This is a genomic window from Ideonella lacteola (assembly GCF_038066555.1).
Taxonomy (GTDB): Bacteria; Pseudomonadota; Gammaproteobacteria; order Burkholderiales; family Burkholderiaceae_C; genus Ideonella; species Ideonella lacteola.
Window position 1 is genome coordinate 110,179 of record NZ_JBBUTG010000015.1, and the last position, 24,681, is coordinate 134,859.

Here is a 24,681-nt window from a genome sequence, read left to right on the forward strand (position 1 = left end):
CCCAAGCACTGAACAGGAGCCATTCATGACCATGACCACGCGAGCGCGTGCCGTTTTCGGCCACGCCTTGATCGCCTTGGCCGCCATCACCGCCGCCGCACCGGCGCTGGCCCAATCTGACCTGCCGCCCGAGGCCCTCAGCACCAAGCCCGACGGCCGCTACTACACCGGCTACTACCCGTCGTGGAGCGACAACTGGTTCGACGCCACCGGCAAGACGCCCGGCCAGGTGTATGCCGCCAGCAAGCTGGCTCGCATCCCGGCGACCTACACCCACGTCAACGCCTCGTTCGCCAACCCGAACTTCTCGTGGGGTGGCCTGGCCGCCAACTCGTGGTCGGGCACCGGCATCGACTTCACCGCGACGCCGAAGGACATCAAGGCCGCCATCGATGTGCTGCACATGCGCAAGATGAAGGTCATCCTCGCGGTGGGCGGTGCCACCTACAACGACTGGTCGCCGCTGGCGGCCGAAGGTGCCGCTGGCTCGGGCCCGCGCATCACGGCGCTGGCCAACATCATGAAAGACCTGGGCTTCGACGGCCTGGACGTCGACTACGAAGCCGATGCCGACGTGACCCGCTATGCCAACGCGACCCGCGCCATGCGCAAGGCCGTGGACTTGGCCGGCGGTGGCCGCATCCTGGCCATGGCCGGATGGTCGACCGGTGCAGACTGCATTGCCGCCACGTCGGGCATGGCCGACTGCGCAGGCAAGCTCTCGTACTGGGGCGGCAATGCCGGCCGCGAGCGCCTGCTGGTTCGGGATCATGCGGACGTCGCCAAGATGTTCGACCTCGTCAACGTGATGTCGTACGACGCCCGCTACGAGCACTACGACGGCGTGATGGCGTACAAGCAGTACCGCTCGCTGTTCGGCAAGAACACGGTGGTCTCGATCGGCTTCGAGCCGGCGCCCGAAGGCTGGGCCGGCGGCATCCTCGTCGTGAACAACGCCGATGCGCAGTGCACGGGCTCGCGCATCCTGCAAGACCAATACGGCAAGAACCTGGATTCGCCGTACTCGGTGGCGCGCTTCAACCTGGCCGTCAAGAAGAGCAAGAGCGCGAACAAGAACCCGCACGACGGCGCGATGATCTGGAGCATCCTGAAGACGGCCAGCGGCAACTGCGGCTCAGCGCAGATCGCCTCGCCGGGCACGGTGGGCCAGAAGAGCGCCAAGATGCTGGGCCTCGTCAACGACCCGCTGCTGAACGACGCCCCCTGGAAGTGACCCTTCCAACGGTCGAGGGCCGTCGCCCTTGATCGGCACCCGAACCAGGGCGCGCCCGGTCGATTCGACCGGGCGCGCTTTTGCTTTGGGGGCGCCGGCCTGTCTCGAATCTAGGGGGGGTGTGGCTCTGCGTAGTGTGAAACCTTGTCGACCGAAGATACTTTGGGGGCAAGCGCAGTGCCTGGCTTGCTGACCTACCCGCGGCGCGCGTCCTGCGTGCCCTGAGGATGACGGGCGATTCGGGTCAAACAAGTGGTCTGTACAGATAACCTACTACGTCAGGGTTCACATGAATATCTCGGTTCCAGTCTTTGCGCGTCTCGCACTGGTGGCCGGCACGCTGGCCGGCTTGTCTCAAGCCAGTCAGGCGCTGCCTACTTACGCGGTCCGCGTCGTCACCGATGAAGGGGGCGTCCAGTCTTCTACGGCGCTCAACACCCGCGGCACGGTGGCGATTAACACGGGATCGGATGGTGGTAGTTACAGCTGCAGCAAGACGGCCTGTACGCCCATTCCATCGCTGCCCAACGATCTTCAATTGCCGTTCGCCTATCCGCGCGATATCGATGATCGGGGCTACGTCGTCGGTGTCTCGTACACGGGGTCGACCTCGCACGCCATGCTTTGGGACGGCCAGACCGTTCGCGACCTGGGCACCTTTGGCGAAGACGATTGCGGCGGTTGCAAGTCGCACAGCGAGGCGTCGGCGATCAACGGAAACGGCGTTGTCGTGGGCTATTCCGACACCGCCAACATCGACTTCCAGGCGTTCATGTGGTGCGATGGCACGATGACCAAGCTGCCCACCCTGGGCGGCACCCGCAGCGGGGCCAACGGCGTCAACGACGCCGGTGATGTGGTTGGATTTGCCTCGTTGGCCACCGGCATGAACCACGCGTTCTTGTACCGGGACGGCCAGATGCGCGACCTGGGCGTTCTGCGCAGTGGCAAGTTCTCCACCGCCTTTGCTGTCAACAACCTCGGCCAGGTGGTCGGTAGCAGCGATACAGGCCAGAACAAGCCATCGACAGTGGCCTTCATCTACGACCAACAAGGCGGCATGCGTGAATTGCCGCTGTTAAAGGGCTGGCGCCAGATGAGTGCCAGTGCCATCAACGATGCCGGATGGGTGGTGGGTACGGCCGTCTCTTCGAGCGGGAACTTGGGCTTCGTCTTCGACGGCCACGGCAGCTTCGACCTGAACCTCGCCATGAGCGAGAAGGACCGCAAGCACTGGCGCATCTACCACGCGAACGACATCAATTCGAAAGGCCAGATCCTGGTCGAGGCGCAGGACAAGAAAAAAGGTGATTACCGCGTCCTGGTGCTCACGCCTCAGTGAACTTGCCCCGCCGTGCCGACGGCGCCTTCGGGGAACAGCCGCCGGCAGGCCCGGCCATCGGCGATGAACACATGCAGCGCTTCGGCCGGCGCCCACGCCACCACGCGTTCACCTGCCCGTAGCCGCGTGTGGGCGTTGCCGCGCACGACCAGGTCATGGTGGTCGTCGGCGCGCAGGTGCACCAGGTGCGATTCGCCCAACTGCTCGACCAGCACCACTTCGGCGTCGAGCCGGATGCCGTCCGCGAGGCCCGTCGCGCCGGCCTCGGCCAGGCGGAAGTGCTCCGGACGCACGCCGATCTCGACCGCCTGGCCTTCAAGCAGCCGGGCCGTGTCGACCATGGCCCGTGCGGGTTGACCGAAGGGCAGCTCGAATCGCACCTCCGCACCGGTGGCGATCACTTTGGCCGGTAGCAGGTTGATCTGCGGTGAGCCGATGAAGCTCGCGACAAAGCGGTTGACCGGTTGCTGGTACAGCTCCAGCGGTGCGCCGGCCTGCTGTACGCGGCCTTCGTGCATCACCACGATCTTGTCGCCCAGCGTCATCGCCTCGACCTGGTCGTGGGTCACATACACCATCGTCGCGCCCAGGTCGCGGTGCAGCCGAGCCAGCTCGACGCGGGTCTTCACCCGCAGTGAGGCATCCAGGTTCGACAGCGGTTCGTCGAACAGAAAAAGCCGCGGCTCTCGCACGATGGCGCGGCCGATGGCGACGCGCTGGCGCTGCCCGCCCGAGAGCTCGCGCGGCTTGCGGTCGAGCAGGTGATCGATCTGTAATGAGCGCGCCGCCTTGTCGATGCGCCGCCGGCGCTCGGCCTTGTCCGCGCCGTGCAGCTTCAGGCCGAATGCCATGTTGTCGTACACGCTCATGTGCGGGTACAGCGCATAGCTTTGGAACACCATCGCAATGCCTCGTTGCGCGGGCGGCAGGTGGTTCACGACATCGTCGCCGATGCGCATCTCGCCGCCGGTGATGTCTTCCAGGCCGCACAGCATGCGCAGCAGCGTGGTCTTGCCGCAGCCACTGGGGCCGACCAGCACCACGAATTCGCCGCTCTCGATCTGCAGGTTCACGCCCTGCAGCACCGTGGTGTGGCCGTAGGTCTTGGAGACGTTGTCGAGGGTGACTCGGGTCATGGGCGGTTGGGGTTCAGGTCATTTGACCGCGCCGGCGGTGATGCCGCGGATCAGTTGGCGCGAGGCGAGGGCGTAGAGCAGCAGCACTGGCAGCACGGCGAGCGACAGGGCGGCGAGCACGGCGTTCCAGTCGGTGGCGAACTGGCCGATGAACTGCTGCACGCCGAGGGTGATCGTCTGCGTGCTTTCACCCGGCGCCAGGATGAGCGGAAACCACAGGTCGTTCCAGATGGGCACCATGGTGAACACCGCCACCGTTGCCACCGCCGGCATCAGCAGCGGCAGCACCACGCGGAAAAAGATCTCAAACTCGCCGACGCCGTCGCAGCGGGCCGCGTCTTTCAGCTCGCGGGGCACCTGCAGGATGAACTCGGACAAGATCATCACCGCCAGCGGCAGCCCCTGTGCCACATAGACGAGCACCAGGGCAGTGAGGGTGTTGACCAGGTCGAGCGCCACCATCGTCTGCAGGATCGACACCGACCCCAGGCGGATCGGCACCATGATGCCGAACGCCAGGAAGAGCGAGAGCCAGCGCCGGCCCGGGAACTCGTACTCGGTCAGCGCCCACGCGGCCATCGCGCCGAAAAGCAGGATGAGTGCCATCGACACCCCGGTCACGATGGCGCTGTTCAGGAACATGCCCGCCACCGCCGATTGCCCGAGCACCTTGGTGTAGCCCACCACACTGAAGGTGGTGGCGGTGGGCAGGGCGAGTGGGTCGTCGAAGATCGCCGCGCGCGTCTTGAACGAGTTCACCAGCACCAACAGAATGGGGCAGAGCACCAACAAGCTGTAGCCGCCCAGCACCAGGTGCACCCAGGCCGCCTTGGCCGTGGCGGCCCAGGCTGCGGGCCCAACGGCCGTGGGCCGGATGGCGCTCGGGCGGGCCGGGATGGCCGGGCGCTTGTCGCTCATGGCCGGTGTGCTCATGTGGCGGCCACACGGCGCAGCCGGCGTTGCACGAACACCAGGTACACGCCCACGCCACCCAGGATCACGAGGAACATCAAGGTGGCCAGTGCCGCGCCCATCGTCGCGCTGCCCACTTGCGATTGGTAGCCGAAGAAGGTGCGATAGAACAGCGTGCCGAGCAGATCGGTCGAGTAGTTCGGCCCCGCGAGGGCGCCCTTCACCGCGTAGATCAGGTCAAAGGCATTGAAGTTGCCCACGAAGGTGAGGATGTTCACCAACCCGAGCGTGGGCAGGATGAGCGGCAGCCGAATCGCCCAGAAGATGCGCCATGGCCCCGCCCCCTCGACGGTGGCCGCCTCGATCACTTCCTCCGGGATGGCGATCAGCGCCGCATAGATCAGCATCATCGGGATGCCGACGAACTGCCAAACCGAGATCAGCGCCAGCGTGGGCAGGGCCGTCTCTTCCATCCCGAGCCAGGGGGCGAATGCGTCTTGCAGGCCCACGAACCCCAGCAGTTTCTCGGCCACGCCCCACAGCGGCGAGAGGATGAGCTGCCACGCGAAGCCGATGATCACCACCGACAGCAGCGTCGGCAGGAACAGCACGGTGCGATAGGCCGCCGCGCCGCGCACCCCCTTGAGCGACAGCAGGGCAGCGAGCACCAGCGCGATCGGGTTCTGCACCAGCGAGTGGATGATGAAGAATTCGACGTTGTTGGCCAGCGCTCGGGTGAACGCCCCGAACCATTGCTCGTCGAGCAGCAGCCGGCGAAAGTTCTCCAGGCCCGCGAAGGCCATGTGGCCGTGCTCGTCGGTGGCATACAGGCCCAGCCGAAGCGTGTCGGCCAGGGGCCAGGCGCTGAACGCGGTGTAGACCAGCAGGGCGGGCGCCAGGAAGACCAGCGCCGGCCAGCCCGCCCGCTGCGGCGGTGAGGTGTGCATCGTCAAAGGGCCGGGCGGGTCATCGGGCCGGGGCGTACCACTTCGCGAAGCCGGTCTGGATGCGCTGGGCCGCCTCTTTGGGCGTCAGCTTGCCATTGAGCACCTGCGAGTTGACCGTCCACAGCTCGTTTTCCATGCTCGGCTCGCCACGGCTCAGGATTTGCGCGTTCAGCCGGATGGTCGACTTGCATTGCGCGCGCCACCCCATCATCTGGCGGGCCACCGGGTCCTTCACATCCACCGCATGCTTGGACAGGCTGAAGAAGCCGGTCGCCTTGTTGGTGAAGAGATCCGCGAACTCTTTCGAAGCCAGCCAATCGAGGAAGACCTTCGCATCCGCCTTGTTCTTGCTGGCCGAGTTGATGCCCATGCCGATGTCGGTGTGGTCCGACAGGTAGCAGCCGTCGCCCGCCTTGCGCACGGGCGGCGGGAAGGCCGCGAACTCCAGCGAAGGCTCTTTTCGATAGAACGCGATGTCCCATGAGCCGGTGGGCACGATGGCGGCTCGGCCCGAGGCGAACAGGTTCTGCGAATCGCCGTAAGTCTGGGCCTGATAGCCTTTGGGCAGGTAAGGCGCCCAGCGCGCCATCGTCGCCCACGCGTCGACGAACTCGGGGTCGGTGAACTTCTTCTTGCCTTCGATCAGGCCCCGGCGGCCCTCTTCACCCTTCCAGTAATTGGGCCCGATGCCGGTGAACACGATCTGGTTGGCTTCCCACTGATCGGCCGTTCCCAGCGCCAGCGGCGCCACTTTGCCGGCCGCCTTGATCTTGTCGAGCACCGCGAAGAATTCGGCTTCGGTGGCAGGGGGCTGGAGGCCCAGTTGAGAGAACACCTTCTTGTTGTAGAAGAAGCCGTGGATCACCGACGCCATGGGCATGCAGTAGGTGTTCTTCCCGTCATCCGTCTGCCAGGCCACCTTGGCCGAATCGGGAAAGTTCGCCAAGCCGGGCTCGCCATCGAGCTTGTCCAGGCGGCCTTTCTTGAACAGGTCAAGCGACACGTCGAACGGCCGGCAGGTCACCAGATCACCTGCGCTGCCTGCGGCCAGGCGGGCGGACAACACCGAGTTGTATTCGGGCGGCGCCGTCGGGGCGAACTTCACCGTGATGCTCGGGTGCGCTTTGGTGAACGCGGGCAGCAGCACCTCGTCCCACAGTGCCTTGTCGTCGGTGCGCCAGCTTTCGATGGTCAGCGTGCCACCAAAGGCGGGCAGGGCGCTGGCGGCGGCCAAAGCGAAGATGGCGACGGTGGTGCGGCTCGATGTCATGTGTTCGTGTCTCCTCGGACCAGGAAGGGCCGGCTGTGGCCGGGCTGCGGCGTGAAGGCTTCGGCGAGAAGCCCTGGCGCGCTGCGAGCGGGGCGCAAGGTACCATCGGCGCCCGTGTGACACGAGGGCTCAATCCGGGGCCTGCGCAGCGCGCACAAGTGCTTGTCAGCGCACGCTTTTTCGCCATGAGCCGCACGGCCCGCCTCACTCTTCATTACACGCAGCCCCGCCCTGTCGACGGGGTGCGATGCCGGCTTGCGCCGCTGCCCGCCTTACACAACATTGCACTTCGTCGGCAAACGAAAGGCAGTCGGTGGGCGCGGCTGCGCAGGGGCGGTCTTATGCTCGTCGCCACCTTCACGATGAGCGCGCATGCACAGAGCCTGGATGTCTTGCACTGGTGGACCTCGGCGGGCGAGAGGCGCGCGGTCGATCAACTGGTGCAGCAACTCGACAAGCGCGGCCTCGGATGGAACGACGCCGCCATTCCCGGCGGTGGTGGCATGGCGGCGGTGAAGGTGCTCAAGGGACGCGTGCTGGCGGGCGATCCACCCGATGTGGCGCAAGTCATCGGCCGAACGTTGACCGACTGGGCGGATCTCGGCCTCGTGCTGCCGCTAGACGACGTGGCGCAGCGTGGGCGCTGGAAGGGCGCGATGTTCCCCGTGGTGCTGCAGGTGGTCAGCCACGGCGGGCGCATCGTGGCGGCGCCGCTGGGCGTGCACCGCATCAACACCCTGTTCTACAACCAGGCCCTGTGGGCCCGATGGAAACTGCCGGTGCCCCGCAGCTGGGACGATGTCGCCCAGGCCGCCTCGGCACTGCGCCGCGCAGGCGTGACGCCGCTGGCCTGGAGCGACGAGCCCTGGCAGGTGGCCACCGTGTTCGAAACCCTGCTGCTGGCCGAAGGCGGCGCCTCGTTGTATGCCGAGCTGGCTGGCGCGCAGCGCCCGTCAGCCTGGGCCGACGCGCGGGTGCTGCGCGCCCTCACACGCCTGCGCTGGTTGCGCCAGCTGGCCGGCGAGTCGCCGGGCGAGCAACGCTGGACGAGCAGCGCGCGCCAGCTCTTCCGCGGCGAGGCCGGCATGCTCATCATGGGCGATTGGGTCGGCGGCGAGCTGATGGCCTGGGGCGCTCAGGCCGGCCGCGACTACGCCTGTGCGCCGGTGCCCGAGACGGCCCAGATGCACCTTTACAGCGTCGACACGTTGGCGATGCTGCAAAGCCGCCGCAAGCGCGATGCCGCGCAGGAAAAGCTGGCCGACATCGTCACCCAGCCCTCGGTGCAACTCGCCTACAACCAGGCCAAGGGCTCGGTGCCTGTGCGCACTGATATCGACCCCTCGCAACTCGACGACTGCGAGCGCGACTCCTGGCAGACGCTCGCCCATCCCGGCAGCCGCGTCGTCCCGAGCATTGCGCACCGCATGGCCGCCGATGAATCGACCAAGGATGCCTTGGCCGATGCTCTCCACCGGTTCGTGACCGACCCTCAACAGACCCCTGAGCGCGCGCAAGAGCGCCTGGTGGCGATCGTGAAGGGGGCGGCGCGGTGACGAGGACAATTTGGGCATGAACAGAGAACAAAGAGCCGAGCTCGCTCGGCAAACCATCGAAATCCTGCAAACCGGTGGCTACGTGATGCCTGATGGCACGGCGGTTCCGTTGGCAGCACTGCAACGGGCTTCTGAAATGGCAACCCGGCTCTTCCAGCCCGGGGAGCTGGACGAAGTACGGGAGCAGCAGCGCAATCGTTTGGCTGACTTGCGGAACGACCATGTTGCCGAGATCGAAGTTCACAACGAGACGACACTTCAAGGCATCGCGAGGCTGCAGCTTGCTGGTGCAGACGTGATCGCCGCATTGAACTTCGGTTCGGCCAACAATCCCGGGGGAGGCTTTCTTTCCGGCAGCCAGGCGCAAGAGGAGTCGTTGGCGCGCAGCTCTGGGTTGCACGGCTCACTGCTGAAGGCCTGGAGCTACTACGAGCACCATCGGGCACAAGGCTCCCCCATCTATTCCGATGCGTTGATCCTGTCCCCGGGGTGCCCCGTATTTCGAGATGATGCCGGCGCGTTTCTTCCGCGACCGTTACCCGTTCATTTCATCTCCGGAGCGGCTCCCAATGCCGGAGCCATCGCTAAGTCGAGACCGAATGAGCTGCCGACAATCCCTGCGATTCTGGAGCGCCGAGTCGCGAATGTGTTGGCGCTCGCGGCCTGTCAAGGCTATCGGCACCTCGTTCTGGGAGCATGGGGTTGCGGTGTGTTCCGAAACGACCCGGTGATGGTGGCGCAGACTTTCGTCCGACTTCTGCTGGACGAAGGTTGGGCACGTCATTTCGACTGCATCGTTTTTTCTGTGTTGGACACGTCGCCCAACCGTGAGGTCTTTTGTGCGTTTGGAGAGGCCCTCCGCTCAAGGGGGGCCGTATGAGATTCTTTGCTATCTCATTGACCGCTGGTGCGCGGCCGCTGCGAATCGGTGACTGTCAATTGGAGACAGTTCACCCCGACGCTACTGAAAACTTCAGCTTCTGATGCTTGGGCCACATGCAGGCCCGGATGAACACGCTGTGACAGCAGAAATCTACGTTTCCACCGACGTCGAAGCCGACGGCCCGATCCCCGGCCCGCACTCGATGCTCAGCTTCGGCTCTGCCGCCTTCAGTGCCGAAGGCGAATTGCTGTCGACCTTCAGCGCCAACCTCGAATTGCTCGAAGGCGCTGCAGGCAACCCTGAGACGATGGCGTGGTGGGCCGGCCAGCCCGAGGCCTGGGCGCTGACGCGCAGCAACCTGCAGCCGCCAGCCACCGCGATGGCGAACTACCTGGCGTGGCTGAAAGCCTTGCCCGGCAAGCCGGTGTTCGTCGGCTATCCCGTCGCTTACGACTTCCTCTTTGTCTATTGGTACCTGATGCGCTTCACCGGCGAGAGCCCGTTCAGCCATTCGGCCTTGGACATCAAGACGTTTGCCATGGCGATGCTGAAGCTGCCTTACCGCGAATCGACGAAACGCCACATGCCCAAGCGTTGGTTTCCCGCCAGCCCGCACACCCATGTCGCGCTCGACGATGCGATCGAGCAAGGGCAGCTGTTCTGCAACATGCTGGCCGAGCACCGCGCCCAGCCATGAACCTGCCTCGCAAGCGCACCATCCTGGCCGTGGACGACGACCAGAAGACACGACAACTGCTCAAGCTCTACCTCGAGAAGCATCAGTACGTGGTGCAACTTGCCGCCGACGGTGAGAGCTTTCGCCACGGCTTCGATCGCTACCGTGACGAGCTGAGCCTCGTGATCCTCGACGTCATGCTGCCGGACACCGATGGATTCGCGTTGTGCCAGATGGTGCGCCAGCGCGCGCCGATGCTGCCCATCATCATGTTGACCGCCAGTGCGGATGACACCGAACGCATCGTCGGGCTGGAGCTGGGTGCCGACGACTACATCGGCAAGCCCTACAACCCGCGCGAGCTGCTGGCGCGCATCAAGGCCATCCACCGGCGGGCGGGCATGGTCGGCGAGGGGGCGCCCCGCTACCTGAACTTTGCCGGCTTCAGGCTCGATCGGCTGGAGCGAACGCTCAGCTCGCCCGATGGCGACAAGGTGGTGTTGACCGCCATGGACTTCGACCTGCTGCGCCTGTTGGCCGAACACCCCGGCCAGGTGCTGGACCGTGCGCGCCTGATGGAGCAGACCCGCGGCCGGGACCTGGGCCCGACCGACCGATCGCTGGACGTGCAGGTGAGCCGATTGCGCCAGCGCCTGGGCGACGATGGCAAGCAGCCCACGCTGATCAAGACCGTTCGGGCCAGCGGCTACGTGTTCGCCGTGGAGGTGCAGGCGTCGCATGAGTGAGGGCCCGCAGGCCGCCGGTGCGCTGGGTGGCGCGGCCACGCCGGTCACCCCGAGATTCACCGCCTGGGCTGATCGGCTGTTGCCGCGTTCGCTGCGCGGCCGGCTGATGCTCACGATGGCGGTCGGGGTGTTGCTGAGCCAGGGCTTGGGCACGGCGATATGGGCCTGGCAACTGCACGACAGCGCCCTGCGGGACGCGCGCGAGGCGGCGCAGCAGACCGCCCGCAGCGCCACCGGCGCGATCCGATTCTTTCGCGACCTGCCTGAGCAGTACCGCCCGATCATCACCGAGCAACTGCGCACCATGGGCGGCACGCGCTTCTTCGTGCAAGTCAACCGGGCGCGCGTGCCGTTGAGGTCGATCGAGCGCTCGCGCCTGGCCGACACGGTGGCGGCCGACGTGCGCCAGCGCCTGGTGGCCGATCTGGGCAGTGGCGGGGCCATCGACACCGGATTCGTGCTGGCCGAGACGCAACCCGTGACCGACGATGGCCGCACGCTGCGAGACCTGCCCGAGCGCTGGGTGGAAGGCTCGATGCTGCTGCGGCCGCGCCCCGCGCCGCTGCTGTTGATCCAGGCCGAGTTCGAGCCCGGGGGCTGGCTGCTGCTGGCGACCACCATGCCCGACCCTTATTTTCTCGACAACGCCAACCCGCTCACACGGGACCGGCTGCTGTTGCAAGGCGCCACGCTGATGACGGTGCTGCTGCTGGTGTTGTGGCTGACGCGGGGGCTCACCCGTCCACTGCAACGCCTGGCGGGCGCGGCCAACGCTTTTGGCACGGCGATGCACCCTTCGAAGGTGCCCGAAACCGGCACGGTAGAGCTTCGGGGCACGGCGCGGGCGTTCAATGAGATGCAGGCGCGCATCCAACGTTTCGTCGAAGACCGGGAGAGGCTGTTCAGCAGCATCTCGCACGACCTGAAGACGCCCATCATGCGGCTGAAGTTGCGCACCGAGCTGCTCGATGACGACGCCGTGCGGGCCGATTTCCATGAAGACCTCGACGAGCTGGACGTGATGGTCAAAGGCGCGCTGCAAAGTGTGAAAGACAGCGACATCCACGAAAACCTGGCCGACATCCGCCTCGATCGGCTCATCGAGCGCCTCACCGACGCCGCCCGCAGCAGCGGTGCCCCCATCGAGCTGGACGTGCCGCCCATCACCGTGCAGGCGCGGCCCTTGGCCCTGCGGCGCGCGCTTGGCAACCTGATCGACAACGGCCTGCGCTACGGAGGCCGAATCGACATCACCGCGGCCACGTCGGGCCCGCTGGCGATCATCGACATCCGCGACCACGGACCTGGGCTGCCTGCGGCCTCACTCGAAGAAATCTTCGAGCCCTATGTGCGCCTGGAACACGGACGCGACGCCTACCGCGAAGGCTCTGGCCTGGGCCTGGGCATCGCCCGGCGGATCGCGCGGCAGCACGGCGGCGACGTGGTGCTCGCGAACCGGCCGGGCGGCGGGTTGGTGGCGCGATTGAGTTTGTTGCGGGGCGAGGACGCGACCACCGTCGATGCCTGAGCGCTCGTTGTTTCGTTCGTGCCAGCGTATGCTCGGCAGGGTCATCAACGGCGTCTGGCCCCCATGATGGAAGGCGATCGATCCGCCACCGAAGTGCGCTCCGCGTCTCGGCGGCAACTCGCCAGGAAGGCGCTCCTGGCCTATCTCTTTTTGGTCGCGGTTGGCACGGGTGCGTTGCTCGAATTCGTGCCCGAGGTGTTCAGCGGCTCCGAGTTGTCAGGTGTTCGCCTTTTCGCCGCCGCATTGGTCGGGTTCCTGGTCATGGCGCCGATCGTGGCGATCGGATACATGGCAATCGAGATGATGGTGGAGGCGGCCCTCTTGATGACCGCATGGCTGTTCAAGGCCGGCTATCGTGCTTTGGCATGCCGTGTGACGCGATGGTTCTCCCGACGCGGTGAGCCGTAGCCAATCCGCGCCAAGAGAGATTCGTTGAATGCCATGCGTCGGTCACCCACACGGACCGTGTAAGGGCCCGCAAGACATGCCGCTGGTGCGGAACAACGGAACGCCGCCTTTGCAGCGAGCGGTGTGACGCGTCGAGGCGCTGACGCGCCTCACTTTTGATCTCGCGCGACGCGATATGACGCGCCCCCGTCGGGGTGGCGTTTGCGTGGTGGTCGAGGCCCGCATCGCCTTGCGAGAATGCTTCCGATGTCGATGTTCCACCGCCCCTTCACGTTTTGGTTCGGCTGTCTGTTGATCAGCCTCGGTGTGGTGGCCCATGGCCCCATGTTCATGATGGGGCAGCACACGCACTGGCAGATGGTGGGCATGCCGATGACGTGGGAGATGTGGGTCGGCATGGCGATGATTCCCCTGGGCCTGGCGCTTTCGTGGTGGGGGTTGCTGCCGCCGGCCCGCCAGCTCGATCTGGCCGGTGCCACCATGCGGCACTTCCATGTGGCCGATGGCGTGCCCTTGAACCGCCAGCATCTGCGGCTCGTGGCGGTGTTGGTGGTGACGCTGGCCATCGATGTGATGAAGCCCGCCACCTTGGGCTTCGTGATGCCCGGCATGAGCCGCGAGTACGAGATCACGAGGCCGCATGCGGGCTTGCTGGCCTTGTTTGCGCTCACGGGCACCACCGTCGGCTCGGTCGTCTGGGGGCACATCGCCGATCGCATCGGCCGGCGTGCTGCGATCTTGCTGTCTGCCTTGATGTTCATGGGCACCGCCATTTGCGGCGCGATGCCCAGCTTTGAATGGAACCTGGCGATGTGCTTTCTGATGGGGGCCTCGGCGGGTGGCTTGTTGCCGATTGCGTTCACGCTGATGGCCGAGACGGTGCCCGCGCACCACCGTGGCTGGCTGCTGGTGGCGCTGGGCGGCGTGGGCACGTCGGCCGGCTATCTGTTGGCGGCGGGGGCGGCTGCATGGCTGGAACCCTTGTTCAGCTGGCGTGTGCTGTGGCTGCTCGGGCTGCCCACGGGCGCCGTCATCCTGCTGCTCAACCGCTACATCCCAGAGTCTCCGCGCTTCCTGTGGGCATCGGGGCGGCCGGAGATGGCGATGCAGGTGTTGCGGCATTTCGCTGGGCGCCGGTCGGCTCTCGAGCCGGACGACGCGGCCAACCCGGGCGCGCCGGACATCGATGAGTCGCACCCCGTTGCGGGCGTTCGCCAGTTGCTGAATGGGCCGCACGCGACGCTGACCTGGGCGCTGCTGACCAGCGGCACCGGATGGGGCCTGGTGAATTTCGGTTTCCTGCTGTGGCTGCCCTCCAACCTGGCCGCGCTCGGTGTGGACGCTTCGGCGGCGAGTGCCCTGCTGGCCAAATCGGCGGTGTACGCCCTGCCGGGCATCGCGCTGGTCATCTGGCTCTATCACCGATGGAGCAGCTTTCTCACGCTGGTGTGGTTCATCGGGATGTCGGTGCTGGCGCTGCTGGCTTTTGCTGCGGTGGCCACCTGGGGCGTGAGTGACGGGCGGGTCACGCTGGGCATCACGGTGGCACTGTTGGTGTCGGTGAGCGCCGTGATCGCGATGCTGATTCCGTATGCGGCCGAGATCTATCCGGTGCATCTGCGCGGCACCGGGGCCGGCCTGGTGGCCGCCAGCAGCAAGTTCGGCGGCATCGTCGGCGCGGCGCTCGCCCTGACAGGCTTCTTCGACCTGATGGCGTTCTCGGCCCTCGTGATTGCGGCGCCCATGGTGGTGGCCGCGGTGTTGCTCTGGCGAAGTGGCGTGGAGACGCGCGGCGTCCAGCTCGAAGACATCCAGAAGGCGCTGGTCGGCCGCTGAGCCGCTGGCCCGGGGCCTGCCCAGCTGTCATGCGCCGTCGCGCCGAACACGCCACCGCAGGCCACGTGCGAAGAATAGTGATGGGATTGGGGCGCTATTTCTGGCGAGGTGGGGCTCGTTCTGCCTCTAACGTTCGGGTTCAAGTGTGTGGTGGCGCCTCTTGGGCTTCACCCTACGCCTTCAGCCTCGAACCATCTGGAGAAGACTTCCATGGCCTTCTGGAAGAACTGGCGCGTGTCGACGCGCTTGTCCATCACCTTCGCCCTCGTGGGCATGACCTGCATGGCGGTCCTGGGCGTCAGCTATGTGCAGCAGCGGCAGTCCGATGCCGCGATGACGGCGTTGGCCGAGGTCGAACGCGCCAAGCTGGCGGACGTCTATGAGCTGGTGGCCTTTGCCAAAGACACCACACCGCGCATCGTGGCGCTGAACACCTCGAAAGATCCGGTGTTGCACCAGGCGTTCGGCCCGCAGATCAAGCCCAAGGTCGATCGCATCAATGCCCAGCGGGAAAAGATCAGGGCCTGGGTGGCCACCGACGAAGAGCGAGCCTGGTTCAAGGAGTTCGATGGCATTGGCCTGCGCATCCTCGCCGCGCTCGAAGAGATGGGCAAGGCCCGAGCGGCGGGTGACGATGCCGCGGCGCAGCGCGCGTTCGAATCGAGCTTTATGCCCAATGTGCAGCAGTACGACGACATGCTGATAAAGCTGGTGAAGATCGAGAACGACCGCTTTCATGCCGTGGTGGACGAGTCCAAGAGCCGTGCATGGTCTTACTGGATGTCGGGCGCCCTGGCGGCGGCGGTGCTGTTGTCGATGGTGGGCCTGCTGGTGCTGGCGCTGCTGCGATCGATCAGCGCCGGGATGAACGAAGCCAATCGTGTGGCCGCCGAGGTTGCCAAGGGCAACCTGATGGTTCGTGCCGACGTGACGGGCGAGGACGAACTGTCGCAACTCAACCGGTCGCTGTCGGCCATGGCCACCTCGCTGCAAGAGGTGGTTCAGAAGGTGCGGGGCAGCACCGACAGCATCGTGACCGCCTCGCAGCAGATTGCCTCGGGCAACCAGGATCTCTCGTCACGCACCGAGCAGCAGGCCAGCCATTTGCAGCAGACCGCCTCGACGATGGAAGAGTTGTCTGCCACGGTGAACCAGACGGCGGAGAGCGCCTCGCAGGCCAATCAGTTGTCCAGTCTGGCGCGGGACATCGCCGAGCGCAGCGGGCATGCGGTGGAGCAGGTGGTCACCACGATGGGCGAGATCGAGCAGTCGTCGCGGCGCATCGAAGAGATCATCGGTGTCATCGATGGGATCTCGTTCCAGACCAACATCCTCGCCTTGAATGCGGCGGTTGAAGCAGCGCGTGCCGGTGAGCAAGGCCGCGGCTTCGCCGTGGTGGCGGGCGAAGTGCGCCAGCTCGCGCAGCGCTCAGCCGGGGCCGCCAAGGAGATCAAGCAGCTCATCGCCGATTCGTCCGAGAAGGTGCGTGCGGGCAGCACCCAAGTGCAAGCCGCGGGGCAGACCATGTCGGAACTGCAGTCTTCGGTGCAGCAGGTGACCACCCTGATCAGCGAGATCAGTGCCGCCGCGGCAGAGCAGCGGGGCGGCATCTCGGGCGTTAGCCACGCGGTTGTCGAGCTGGATCGGTCGACGCAGCAGAACTCGGCGCTGGTCGAACAGGCGGCGGCGGCCGCGGCCTCGATGCGCGATCAGGCGGCGCAGTTGTCGCAAGCCGTCGCGGTGTTCCGGGTCGAGTCGCATTGAGAGGGGTGAGGGCCGGCGCGCCCGGCAGCAGCATCGCGCAGCATTCGGCGCTGCAATTTGGGCCAGGGCTTGCTCGCGGCCGCGTCCTCGAGCAGGCTCGTCGCTTCCCCGTGGCCTTCACGCCAGCCGCTGCGACGGCGGGAGGCCTCGCCACCTATGGCGAGTTGAAATCGTTCAGGCCATGCGCCAGATCGATGATCGCTTGAATTGAGGCTCTGGCTTGCGGGCTGTTGTGCCAGCACGTCGAGCCCATCATCTGCGAAACCTGCTTCGTTACGAAGCCCGCATCTTCGTCAGCCAGCTGCGACAGCGAAGAGAAGCCGATCTGCTCCAGGCGAGCAACCACGGTTGCTCCCACGCCCTTGAGCGAGAGCATCAGCGCCCTCTCTTCCGCTGAGAATCCCATTTCTGTTTCAGGCTTGGCTCAATACGCTGATCGAGACCGTCTCCGGTTGCACCAACGACAGCAACTTTAGCAAGCTGGTCTTCTGCGCCATACGCTCGTTGGAGCGCTCTGCATCGGCGACCGTTTCCCAGTGGTACACGTCGACCCATTCGCCGCCGCCCGAGTACAGCGTCTTGCTGATGAATCCTCCAACTGCCTGAAGGTCAGGGACCAGCGCCGCCGCAGCCTCGACCACATCGCGATCCAAAACGCCGGGCTTGCTCTTCCACTTCACGATCTCTATGACTTCGGTGCTCACGGTTTCCCTTCAAAGGGGGCAAAGCCGCGAACTATCCTCACCGGATACTGACAGCGTGGTGTCAGTAGCGATGCACTGGATCGACCGAACGCACGACGTCGTGCTCCGACTGGAACCGTCACCTCGCCGCCGAATAGTGTCGGATCCATGTCGCCGCCAACGCCCCGGCACGCAGGATCTCCCGGGCCTGGGTGTCGATGAGGCAATCGGCGGTCTGGTAGACGGGCATGGCGGTCGGGTCGTCACAAGGCTGCGGGTGTGGGCCTGGGCGGTTTGCTCAGATTCTCGCGAAGCCCGGCATCGAGCGCGGGCAAGGCGCGCGTGGATGCCCTCGCGCTGGAACGGTGCCGTGAAGCCCGCCCGGCGTGGCTTACAGCGCCGGCACCGCCTGGGGCGGCTGATAGGCCCGGCGTGCGGCCCGCACTTGCTCGTGGTTTTCCGCGGCCCAAGCCAGCAATTGATGCATGGGCTTCAGGAAGGACTGGCCCAGAGGGGTGAGGGCGTAGTCGACCCGGGGCGGCACCGTGGCGTAAACCGTCCGCTGGACCAGACCATCCTGCTCGATGCGGCGAAGCGTCTGGGCCAGCATGCGCTGCGAGATGTCCGGTATGCGCGACTTCAGCACCGAAAAGCGTTGTGTGCCAGCCTCCTCCAACGTGAAGAGCACCAGCATCGTCCAACGGTCTCCGAGTCGTTCGAGCACATCGCGGATGGGGCAACGGTCGGCGAAGTCAGCCGAGGACTTGTGCAGCGTCATGGTGCGACTCCCGGTGGGCTTGGTGACGTGGAGGTAACCAGGTGACGTTCGGCTCCCTTCTTGCGAAGGCGTACCGAACAGTTCAACATTCTAGTACTTGCTTCCGAATATGAAGCAAGTATTGAATCAATACCAAAGCAATCCTCTGCACACCCCGCGCCACATCGGCAGCGAATTCCGGAGCCCCCATGTCCCAAAAGCTACTCGTCACCGGCGCGTCCGGTCAGTTCGGCCAACGCGTCATTCACCATCTGCTCAACACGCTGGGCGTCGAGCCGTCTCGCATCGTCGCTGCGAGCCGCAAGCCCGCTTCGCTGGCCGTGCTGGCCACCCGCGGGGTGCAGGTCGTCGCGGCCGATTTCGACGATGCCGACTCACTGGCCAAGGCCTTCGCCGGCATCGACAGACTGCTGCTGATCAGCACCGACGCGCTGGACCGCCCGGGCCTGCGCCTGCAGCAGCACCGCGCCGCCGTGGCCGCGGCCGAGAAGGCCGGCGTGCGTCACGTGGTCTACACCTCGATGCCCAATCCGAAGGAGTCCACCGTGCTCTTCGCGCCCGACCATGCGGGCACCGAAGACGCACTGGCCGCCAGCACCTTGCCCGGCTGGACCGTGCTGCGCAACCACTGGTACTTCGAGAATCTGTTCATGACGCTGCCCGGCGTGCTGGCGATGGGCGGCCAATGGTTCAGCGCTGCCGGCGAGGGCAAGCTGGCCAGCATCTCGCGAGACGACCTCGCGCGCGCCGCCGCCATCGTCCTGGCCGGTGACGGCCAGGGCAAGAGCACCTACACGCTCAGCGGCGAGGAAGCGCTGACCACGGCCGAGCAAGCCGCGGCCATCGCCAAGGCGCTGGGCCGGCCGATCACCGTCATTCCGGTGCCGGTGGAGGGCTTGATCCAGGGCATGGTGGGCGCCGGCGTGCCGCCGCCGCTGGCCCAGGTGTTTGCCTCCTTCGACACCAACACGGCGGGCGGCCACATTGGCCGCGTGACCGGCGACTACCGCCAGATCACCGGCCAAGCCCCACAGCGCTTGGCCGACTGGCTGGAAGCCCACAAGGCCGCACTGGCCGGGAAGTGATACACAAGGCAGGGCCTTCAGGCCTTGCCGTCGTCCCCGGCCGCTCAACTGCGCTCTGGGGAGCGCAATGTGTAAGCACTTTAGTTCGAGCACTGAACGAAATTCCGGGTGGGGAGGTGGAGGAAATCCCAGACGCTCGCGTGAGCGCCCTGTAACTCCTCGTTGCAGCGTGATGCGCCGGGCTGACAACGCTATCCATAGGATGTCCAACGACGGCGCGACCGGCTTCGGTGGCGCCGTCGTCCATAACAGAGCAATGACATTCGGAGATAACCCCCATGACACGCAAGATTCAGTTGAGCGCGATAGCGGCCGCCGCCTGCTTCGCACTGATGCCAGCCGCCTGGGCTGCCGCCGGGCCGGCCATCACCGTGGATGCCACCGCTGATCAGCACGACATCAGCGACGACATCTACGGCATGAACTTCGCCGACGAACAGTTGGCCAAAGAGCTGTCGCTGCCCGTGCGGCGCTGGGGTGGCAACACCACCACCCGCTACAACTGGCAGCTGGACATCGACAACCGCGGCAGCGACTGGTTCTTCGAGAACATTCCGTATCCGCTGCCCACCGATGGCCGCGTGCTGCCGAATGGCTCGAGCGCCGATCGCTTTGTTGAGCAAGACCGCCGCACGGGTACCAAATCCCTCGTCACGCTGCCGATCTCTGGCTGGGCCGCCAAGCGCCGGCCACCGAACGACAACCACCCGTTCGACTGCGGCTTTCAGGTGTCGCGCTACGGCGCCCAGCAGTCGGTGGACACCTGGGACACCAACTGCGGCAATGGTGTGAAGCCCGATGGCACCCTCATCACCGGCAACAACCCGGCCGACACGAGCGTGGCCATCGGCACCACCTTCGTCCAGGATTGGGTGCGCCACCTCGTCGCCAACTATGGCAATGCGAAGAACGGCGGCGTGAAGTTCTACGAGATGGACAACGAGCCCGAGCTGTGGCGTACGACGCACCGCGACGTGCGCACCACGCCGCTGAGCTACGACGAGCTGCGCGACCGCACTTGGCAATACGCCTCGGCCGTCAAGGCGGTGGACCCTGGCGCGAAGATCCTTGGCCCGTCCAGCTGGGGCTGGGTGGCCTACTTCTACTCCGATCTGGACACTTCGCCCGGCGGCGACTGGTGGAACAACCCGAAAGACCGCAACGCCCACGGCGGCGTGGGGCTGGCCGAGTGGTACCTGCAGCAGATGAAGGCCTACGAGCAGCAGCACGGCGAACGCATCCTCGACTACCTGGACGAGCACTACTACCCGCAGGCCTCGGGCGTGTGGGGCGACGGCACCGACGCCAACACCGCCGCACTGAGGTTGCGTTCCACCCGTTCGCTGTGGGACCCGACCTATACCGACGAGAGCTGGATCAATGACAAGGTCAATCTGATTCCGCGGATGAAGACCTGGGTGGCCAACAACTACCCGGGCACCAAGCTCGCCATCACTGAATACAGCTGGGGCGCCCTGGGCCACATCAACGGGGCCCTGGCGCAGGCCGATGTGTTGGGCATCTTCGGTCGCGAGGGGCTCGATCTGGCCACGCTGTGGTCGCCGCCCAAGTCCAGCGACCCGGCCGCTTTCGCCTTCCGCATGTACCGCAATGTCGACGGCCAGGGCGGCCGCTTTGGCACGCGGGCCGTGCGGGCGACCAGCGCGGACCAGGGCCAGCTCTCGGTCTACGCCTCGCGCCGTGGCAAGAATGGCGCGCTGACGCTGATGGCGGTGAACAAGTCCGGCACCGCACTGAGCAGCAAGATCACGCTCAGCCACTTCACCGCCGGCAAGAAGGCGCAGGTGTACCGCTACTCGTCGGCGAACCTGTCGGCCATCCAGCACCTGGCCAGCGTGCCGGTGAGCTCGGGCGTGATCAACGCCGAACTGCCGGCCGACTCGATCACGATGTACGTGGTGCCCGTCAAGAAGTGATGCAGTAGTCGCATCCCGGGCTGCGCGCCGGTCCTGGCACGCAGCCCGCCTTTCAACCGGCTTCATCGCGAGCGTAGACGCCGCTGTGCGCAGCGGCGCGCCTGGCTCGTCGTCCCGCGCTTGTCGTCTCGCTCTTTTGCGCCACCACGTCAGGCGCGGGCCGACGTGCGCGCATGGCCACGTGAGCTATGGCCGAGCCTGCCGAGCCTGCCGCGGCGCCCCGAGCGCCAGACAGGGGCCGCACAGGCCCACCGCGACCCGTCGTCCAACGCGTCGCGAACCCTTGGAGAAACAGTCACCATGAACCCAGGTTCAAACTCTCGCCGTCGGATGCGAGCCCCGCTTCCAGCCCTTTTGGCGTTGCTGACGCTGATGGGCCAAGCAGGCGCCGCGCCCGCCGACATCACGCCTTACATCAAGGTCGATCAGTTCGGGTACCTGCCGGACAGCCGCAAGCTGGCGATCGTTGTCGACCCCCAGGTCGGGTCGAATGCAGATGAAGCGTTCAACCCAGGGGTGGGCAAGAAGCAGTACGAGGTTCGCCGTTGGGATGATGACGGCGTGGTGTTCAGCGGCACGCTCCAGGCCTGGCGCGACGGCGCCACGCACACCCAGTCGGGGGACCGAGGCTGGTGGCTCGACTTCTCGAAGGTGAAGGCGCCCGGCAACTACTACGTCTTCGACACGGTGAACCAGGTGGGCACCGGCCGCTTCAAGATCGGCAAGAACGTTTACTCAGAGGTGCTGACCCAGGCGCTGCGGATGTTCTACCACCAGCGGCTGGGTGTGGCCCATGGCCGCAAGTTCGCAGGGGCGAAATGGGCCGATGACGCCAACTACCAAGGCCCACTGCAAGACCGCTTCGCCACCAGCCGGTACGCCAAGGGTGACCTGAGCACGGCCAAGGACCTCAGCGGCGGCTGGATGGATGCCGGCGACACCAACAAGTACACGACGTTTGCGCAAGATGCGGTGCTGCAGTTGCTGCAGGCCTACCGACTCAGCCCCGCCGTGTTCACCGACGATCTGGGGATCCCCGAGTCGGGCAATGGCCTGCCCGACCTGTTGGACGAGATCAAGTGGGAGCTGGAGTTCATCAAGCGCATGCAGGACGCCACCGGCACCGATGGCCTGTTCCTCAAGATCGGTGTAGACACCTATTCGGGCGGCAGCAGCCCTCTCAGCAGCGACACCCGTCCGCGCTACTACCTGCCCGAATGCACCTCTGCCACCCTGGCCGGCGCGGCGATGTTGGCATCGGCCGCGGTGGTGTACCGCGGCGTGGCTTCGCAAGCCGACTATGGGGCCGATCTGCTCGGCCGGGCCAAGCGCGCGTGGGCCCGCGCCAAGGTCACCACCAGCGACTTCAGCAACTACCAGTCCGCCTGCGACGACGGGGACATCAAATCGGGCGATGCCGACTTCGATGCCCAGACCCAGCTGGAAAGCGCCTTCGTGGCGGCCGTCTACCTCTTCGAAGCGACCGGCAAGGACGAGTACCGGGCGTTTGTCGACGCCAACTACACCAAGATGCGGCCCTACAGCTTCCAGTGGTGGGGGCCCTACTGGGCGCCGGTGCACGAGGCGCTGCTGCGCTACGCGAGCCTGCCCAAGGCCACCGCCGGTGTGGCCAGCAACATCCGCAGCCAGAAGGCCAACCAGAACGGCGTGGTGTCGATCGACGACGACACGGCGGGCACCGACCTGTACCGTGCCTACCTGGCCGACGCCGAGTTCAACTGGGGCCACAACCGGACGCGCTCGAACGCCGGCAACCTGAACCTGGACTTCGTCACCTACGGCATCAACACGCCGCAGGCGACGGCCTATCGCGCGGTGGCCGAGCAGCACCTGCACTGGCTTCACGGCGCCAACCCCTTGGGCCTGGCCATGTTGACCAACATGGGCGCCTACGGTGCCGAGTCGTCGCTGAACCAGATCTATCACAACTGGTTCACCGATGGATCCATCTGGGACGATGCGCAAACGTCGCCCAACGGGCCGCCCCCGGGTTACTTGTCCGGCGGGCCCAACAAGAGCTACAGCGGCACGCTGCCCCACATCAGCGACCAGCCGCCGCAGAAGGCCTATCACGACTGGAATGGCAACTGGCCGGAAAACTCCTGGGAGCTGACCGAGCCAGCGATCTACTACCAGGCGGCGTACGTTCTTCTGCTGAGCCGCGTGATGGCTGCGGCCAAGTAGCGGCCATCTAGCGGCCATCCAGCCGCCCGTTGGCGCCACCACCGGTGGCGGATCGGTTCCGGCCGCTACCGGTCTTCCAGGCTCAGTGCCCGCATCACGTCGTCCCAGGCGACGAACTTGAAGTTCTGCGGGCCATCGGGCAGACGCTTGTGGCCGTCCTGCACCACCAGCATGCCTCGGGCGTAGCGTTCACCCAGCGCGGCCGAGGTCACATCCAGGCCATCGGTTTCCGATGCGCCGTCGATGCCGGCATCGGCCGCGATGCCGATGCGAAACGCGCCGCGGGGCGTGTAGGGTGGACGGGCATCGAGCACCACATAGCTGTCGTTGCCCTGGCTCGATGCAACGAGCCAGGTGGTGTGTCGGCCGCGGTAGAGCGCGAGGCCCTCGACATCGGCCTTGAGCAGCGGGCCGACCGCCATCACCAGCTCGGGCTGGGCCGGCGCATCGCCACGCGATGAAAGCGCCCAGATGCCGCGGTCTTCCTCGCCCACGAAGAGGCGCTCGTTCGCTTCGTCGACCACACACCCTTCAGGCTGGCTGGCCAGGCGGAAGCTGCGCAGCCGTTCGGCCGCCCAGGTGGGGGCCCCGTCGCCCGAGGTGCGTGCCACCACGCGCAGGTGCACGAAGCGGCCATCCTTGTCGTTCGCAAAGACGTCCAGCCCCTCGTCGCGATTGCGTGCCGCGCAGATGCCGTAGAGGTCGTCCAGCCCACTGGGCAGCCGCGCCAACTCGGTGACCGCGCCTTCGGCATCGATGTCGAACAGCACGATCGAGCGGTCGTCGCGCTGGGTGGCGACCGCGAGGTCGCGCCAGCCCGTGCCGATGCGAATGCGTTGGCGCAGGTCGACATTGTTCAGGCGGCCGCTCTCCAACAACTGGCGCTGGCGGCCCTGCAGGTCGTACACCAGCAGGCCTTGCTTCTTGTTGGTGGCGAGCACGCGGCTGTCGGCAGGCCGGGCCGGATGCTCCCAGATGGCTGGGTCGTCGGCCGCATCACCCAGGCGGGCGACCGGCTCGGTCTGCTGGCGCGGCATCACCACGGGCAGGGGCGCGGTGGGCCGCCCCGGCCGGGCGGCGGCGTGCGCCGTCTGGCGGCCGTCTTTCGATGCCCAGGTGATGCGTTGGTCGCTCCACTGCAACCGGTGTGGCGCGAAGCCCAGGGTTCCCCAGGGGCGGCGCAGGGCGACGGGTTCGCGGGCGTGACTGCCTTCTGCGCCGATGTCGTAAGCCCACACGCCCAGGGCCGGCTCGGCCACATACAAGGTCTGCGCGCGGTCGTCCGCCAGGCAGGCGGTGGCTCCGCTGGGAAGGGCCCAGTGCCGCCAGAGCAGCGAGCCTTGGGGGCGGAGCAGCCACTGCTCGGCCCGACCGTCTTCGCCCAACAGGAACAGGTGCGGCAGGCCCTGCGCATCGGCATGCAGACAGAGCGCTTCTAACGCCAGGCTGGTTTGGGGCGGCTGGGGCCAGATGCGCCAGGTCATGTCGCCACCATCCTGCGCAGGGGCGCTGATGATCACGGGCTGGCTGGTGTCCGCGTCGAAGACCGCCGCCAGCAGCATCGCGCCGGCTCCTTGGCCGAGCACGTGGGTGTCGATCTGCTTGGCGCGCAGGGCCAGGCGTTGTCGGACCTGGCCTCGCGCATCGACCAGCGCCACGCCGTGGCTGTCGAGCGTGATCTGGGCGGCGAAGGTGGGCTGGCCGAGGGTGGCCGCGCACAGAGCAAGGGCCGAAGCCCGGATAAGACAGTTCATG

General features: G+C 66.2%; 21 protein-coding genes. 13 read left to right on the forward strand and 8 right to left on the reverse strand.

Features of this window, described 5'->3' with window-relative positions; genetic code table 11:
* Positions 1 to 25: 25 nt before the first annotated feature.
* Both AACH06_RS20980 and AACH06_RS20985 read left to right on the forward strand, forming a co-directional pair.
* A complete protein-coding gene (locus AACH06_RS20980; protein WP_341427721.1) occupies positions 26 to 1,234 on the forward strand; it encodes a glycosyl hydrolase family 18 protein in 1,209 nt (402 codons plus the stop codon).
* 289 nt (positions 1,235 to 1,523) lie between these two features.
* Entirely contained in the window at positions 1,524 to 2,576 is a 1,053-nt protein-coding gene (locus tag AACH06_RS20985) for a hypothetical protein (protein WP_341427722.1), read from the forward strand.
* Here AACH06_RS20985 and AACH06_RS20990 read toward each other — a convergent pair.
* Genes AACH06_RS20990 through AACH06_RS21005 form a run of 4 tightly spaced genes read right to left on the reverse strand, consistent with a single transcriptional unit; the run spans position 2,570 to position 6,841 of the window.
* Positions 2,570 to 3,712 (reverse strand): ABC transporter ATP-binding protein, encoded by a 1,143-nt coding sequence (locus AACH06_RS20990; protein WP_341427723.1) that lies wholly within the window; start codon positions 3,710 to 3,712, stop codon positions 2,570 to 2,572. The genes AACH06_RS20985 and AACH06_RS20990 overlap by 7 nt on opposite strands.
* Before the next feature lie 18 nt (positions 3,713 to 3,730).
* The gene (locus AACH06_RS20995) at positions 3,731 to 4,630 is read right to left on the reverse strand and encodes a carbohydrate ABC transporter permease (RefSeq protein ID WP_341427724.1); all 900 of its coding nucleotides are present in this window, start codon (positions 4,628 to 4,630) and stop codon (positions 3,731 to 3,733) included.
* Positions 4,631 to 4,641: 11 nt separating this feature from the next.
* Positions 4,642 to 5,571 (reverse strand): carbohydrate ABC transporter permease, encoded by a 930-nt coding sequence (locus AACH06_RS21000; protein ID WP_341427725.1) that lies wholly within the window; start codon positions 5,569 to 5,571, stop codon positions 4,642 to 4,644.
* A gap of 19 nt (positions 5,572 to 5,590) precedes the next feature.
* Positions 5,591 to 6,841, reverse strand: coding sequence for an ABC transporter substrate-binding protein (locus AACH06_RS21005; RefSeq protein WP_341427726.1), 1,251 nt, complete (start codon positions 6,839 to 6,841; stop codon positions 5,591 to 5,593).
* Between the two features lie 362 nt (positions 6,842 to 7,203).
* On the opposite strand from AACH06_RS21005, the gene AACH06_RS21010 reads away from it, so the two are divergent.
* From AACH06_RS21010 to AACH06_RS21045, 8 genes are all read left to right on the forward strand, one after another.
* Positions 7,204 to 8,397, forward strand: coding sequence for an ABC transporter substrate-binding protein (locus tag AACH06_RS21010; RefSeq protein WP_341427728.1), 1,194 nt, complete (start codon positions 7,204 to 7,206; stop codon positions 8,395 to 8,397).
* 16 nt (positions 8,398 to 8,413) lie between these two features.
* Positions 8,414 to 9,277: a TIGR02452 family protein gene (locus tag AACH06_RS21015; RefSeq protein WP_341427729.1), complete on the forward strand. Its 864-nt coding sequence runs from the start codon at positions 8,414 to 8,416 to the stop codon at positions 9,275 to 9,277.
* A 139-nt stretch (positions 9,278 to 9,416) separates the two neighbouring features.
* Positions 9,417 to 9,977 carry a 3'-5' exonuclease family protein gene (locus AACH06_RS21020; protein ID WP_341427730.1) on the forward strand — a complete coding sequence of 187 codons (561 nt, stop codon included), beginning with the start codon at positions 9,417 to 9,419 and terminating at the stop codon, positions 9,975 to 9,977.
* Positions 9,974 to 10,702, forward strand: coding sequence for a response regulator (locus AACH06_RS21025; RefSeq protein ID WP_341427731.1), 729 nt, complete (start codon positions 9,974 to 9,976; stop codon positions 10,700 to 10,702). The genes AACH06_RS21020 and AACH06_RS21025 overlap by 4 nt, the downstream gene beginning before the upstream one ends.
* Positions 10,695 to 12,230: an ATP-binding protein gene (locus tag AACH06_RS21030; protein WP_341427732.1), complete on the forward strand. Its 1,536-nt coding sequence runs from the start codon at positions 10,695 to 10,697 to the stop codon at positions 12,228 to 12,230. The genes AACH06_RS21025 and AACH06_RS21030 overlap by 8 nt, the downstream gene beginning before the upstream one ends.
* Before the next feature lie 63 nt (positions 12,231 to 12,293).
* A complete protein-coding gene (locus tag AACH06_RS21035) occupies positions 12,294 to 12,638 on the forward strand; it encodes a hypothetical protein (protein WP_341427733.1) in 345 nt (114 codons plus the stop codon).
* A 246-nt stretch (positions 12,639 to 12,884) separates the two neighbouring features.
* Positions 12,885 to 14,474: an MFS transporter gene (locus AACH06_RS21040; RefSeq protein ID WP_341427734.1), complete on the forward strand. Its 1,590-nt coding sequence runs from the start codon at positions 12,885 to 12,887 to the stop codon at positions 14,472 to 14,474.
* Positions 14,475 to 14,684: 210 nt separating this feature from the next.
* Positions 14,685 to 16,238, forward strand: a complete 1,554-nt coding sequence (locus AACH06_RS21045; RefSeq protein WP_341427735.1) for a methyl-accepting chemotaxis protein — start codon at positions 14,685 to 14,687, stop codon at positions 16,236 to 16,238.
* A gap of 154 nt (positions 16,239 to 16,392) precedes the next feature.
* Here AACH06_RS21045 and AACH06_RS21050 read toward each other — a convergent pair whose 3' ends face one another.
* The 3 genes from AACH06_RS21050 to AACH06_RS21060 form a co-directional block, all read right to left on the reverse strand.
* Complete coding sequence (locus AACH06_RS21050) at positions 16,393 to 16,614, reverse strand: helix-hairpin-helix domain-containing protein (RefSeq protein ID WP_341427736.1); 222 nt, start codon at positions 16,612 to 16,614, stop codon at positions 16,393 to 16,395.
* Between the two features lie 37 nt (positions 16,615 to 16,651).
* Entirely contained in the window at positions 16,652 to 16,942 is a 291-nt protein-coding gene (locus AACH06_RS21055) for a hypothetical protein (RefSeq protein WP_341427737.1), read from the reverse strand.
* Between the two features lie 370 nt (positions 16,943 to 17,312).
* On the reverse strand, positions 17,313 to 17,699 hold the full coding sequence (locus tag AACH06_RS21060) for a winged helix-turn-helix transcriptional regulator (RefSeq protein ID WP_341427738.1): 387 nt from the start codon (positions 17,697 to 17,699) through the stop codon (positions 17,313 to 17,315).
* A 188-nt stretch (positions 17,700 to 17,887) separates the two neighbouring features.
* On the opposite strand from AACH06_RS21060, the gene AACH06_RS21065 reads away from it, so the two are divergent.
* From AACH06_RS21065 to AACH06_RS21075, 3 genes are all read left to right on the forward strand, one after another.
* Positions 17,888 to 18,784: an SDR family oxidoreductase gene (locus tag AACH06_RS21065; protein WP_341427739.1), complete on the forward strand. Its 897-nt coding sequence runs from the start codon at positions 17,888 to 17,890 to the stop codon at positions 18,782 to 18,784.
* Positions 18,785 to 19,062: 278 nt separating this feature from the next.
* Positions 19,063 to 20,721, forward strand: coding sequence for a glycoside hydrolase family 44 protein (locus AACH06_RS21070; protein WP_341427740.1), 1,659 nt, complete (start codon positions 19,063 to 19,065; stop codon positions 20,719 to 20,721).
* Positions 20,722 to 21,021: 300 nt separating this feature from the next.
* Entirely contained in the window at positions 21,022 to 22,926 is a 1,905-nt protein-coding gene (locus AACH06_RS21075; RefSeq protein WP_341427741.1) for a glycoside hydrolase family 9 protein, read from the forward strand.
* Between the two features lie 65 nt (positions 22,927 to 22,991).
* Here AACH06_RS21075 and AACH06_RS21080 read toward each other — a convergent pair whose 3' ends face one another.
* A complete protein-coding gene (locus AACH06_RS21080; RefSeq protein WP_341427742.1) occupies positions 22,992 to 24,680 on the reverse strand; it encodes a phytase in 1,689 nt (562 codons plus the stop codon).
* Position 24,681: the final 1 nt, after the last annotated feature.

What these genes read in the sequence shown, in the direction of transcription:
- AACH06_RS20980 (WP_341427721.1), top strand. Translation starts at nt 26, where the DNA reads ATGACCATGACCACGCGAGCGCGTGCCGTTTTCGGCCACGCCTTGATC.
- AACH06_RS20985 (WP_341427722.1), top strand. Translation starts at nt 1,524, where the DNA reads ATGAATATCTCGGTTCCAGTCTTTGCGCGTCTCGCACTGGTGGCCGGC.
- AACH06_RS20990 (WP_341427723.1), bottom strand. Translation starts at nt 3,712, where the DNA reads ATGACCCGAGTCACCCTCGACAACGTCTCCAAGACCTACGGCCACACC.
- AACH06_RS20995 (WP_341427724.1), bottom strand. Translation starts at nt 4,630, where the DNA reads ATGAGCGACAAGCGCCCGGCCATCCCGGCCCGCCCGAGCGCCATCCGG.
- AACH06_RS21000 (WP_341427725.1), bottom strand. Translation starts at nt 5,571, where the DNA reads ATGCACACCTCACCGCCGCAGCGGGCGGGCTGGCCGGCGCTGGTCTTC.
- AACH06_RS21005 (WP_341427726.1), bottom strand. Translation starts at nt 6,841, where the DNA reads ATGACATCGAGCCGCACCACCGTCGCCATCTTCGCTTTGGCCGCCGCC.
- AACH06_RS21010 (WP_341427728.1), top strand. Translation starts at nt 7,204, where the DNA reads ATGAGCGCGCATGCACAGAGCCTGGATGTCTTGCACTGGTGGACCTCG.
- AACH06_RS21015 (WP_341427729.1), top strand. Translation starts at nt 8,414, where the DNA reads ATGAACAGAGAACAAAGAGCCGAGCTCGCTCGGCAAACCATCGAAATC.
- AACH06_RS21025 (WP_341427731.1), top strand. Translation starts at nt 9,974, where the DNA reads ATGAACCTGCCTCGCAAGCGCACCATCCTGGCCGTGGACGACGACCAG.
- AACH06_RS21030 (WP_341427732.1), top strand. Translation starts at nt 10,695, where the DNA reads ATGAGTGAGGGCCCGCAGGCCGCCGGTGCGCTGGGTGGCGCGGCCACG.
- AACH06_RS21035 (WP_341427733.1), top strand. Translation starts at nt 12,294, where the DNA reads ATGATGGAAGGCGATCGATCCGCCACCGAAGTGCGCTCCGCGTCTCGG.
- AACH06_RS21040 (WP_341427734.1), top strand. Translation starts at nt 12,885, where the DNA reads ATGTCGATGTTCCACCGCCCCTTCACGTTTTGGTTCGGCTGTCTGTTG.
- AACH06_RS21045 (WP_341427735.1), top strand. Translation starts at nt 14,685, where the DNA reads ATGGCCTTCTGGAAGAACTGGCGCGTGTCGACGCGCTTGTCCATCACC.
- AACH06_RS21050 (WP_341427736.1), bottom strand. Translation starts at nt 16,614, where the DNA reads ATGCTCTCGCTCAAGGGCGTGGGAGCAACCGTGGTTGCTCGCCTGGAG.
- AACH06_RS21060 (WP_341427738.1), bottom strand. Translation starts at nt 17,699, where the DNA reads ATGACGCTGCACAAGTCCTCGGCTGACTTCGCCGACCGTTGCCCCATC.
- AACH06_RS21065 (WP_341427739.1), top strand. Translation starts at nt 17,888, where the DNA reads ATGTCCCAAAAGCTACTCGTCACCGGCGCGTCCGGTCAGTTCGGCCAA.
- AACH06_RS21070 (WP_341427740.1), top strand. Translation starts at nt 19,063, where the DNA reads ATGACACGCAAGATTCAGTTGAGCGCGATAGCGGCCGCCGCCTGCTTC.
- AACH06_RS21075 (WP_341427741.1), top strand. Translation starts at nt 21,022, where the DNA reads ATGAACCCAGGTTCAAACTCTCGCCGTCGGATGCGAGCCCCGCTTCCA.
- AACH06_RS21080 (WP_341427742.1), bottom strand. Translation starts at nt 24,680, where the DNA reads ATGAACTGTCTTATCCGGGCTTCGGCCCTTGCTCTGTGCGCGGCCACC.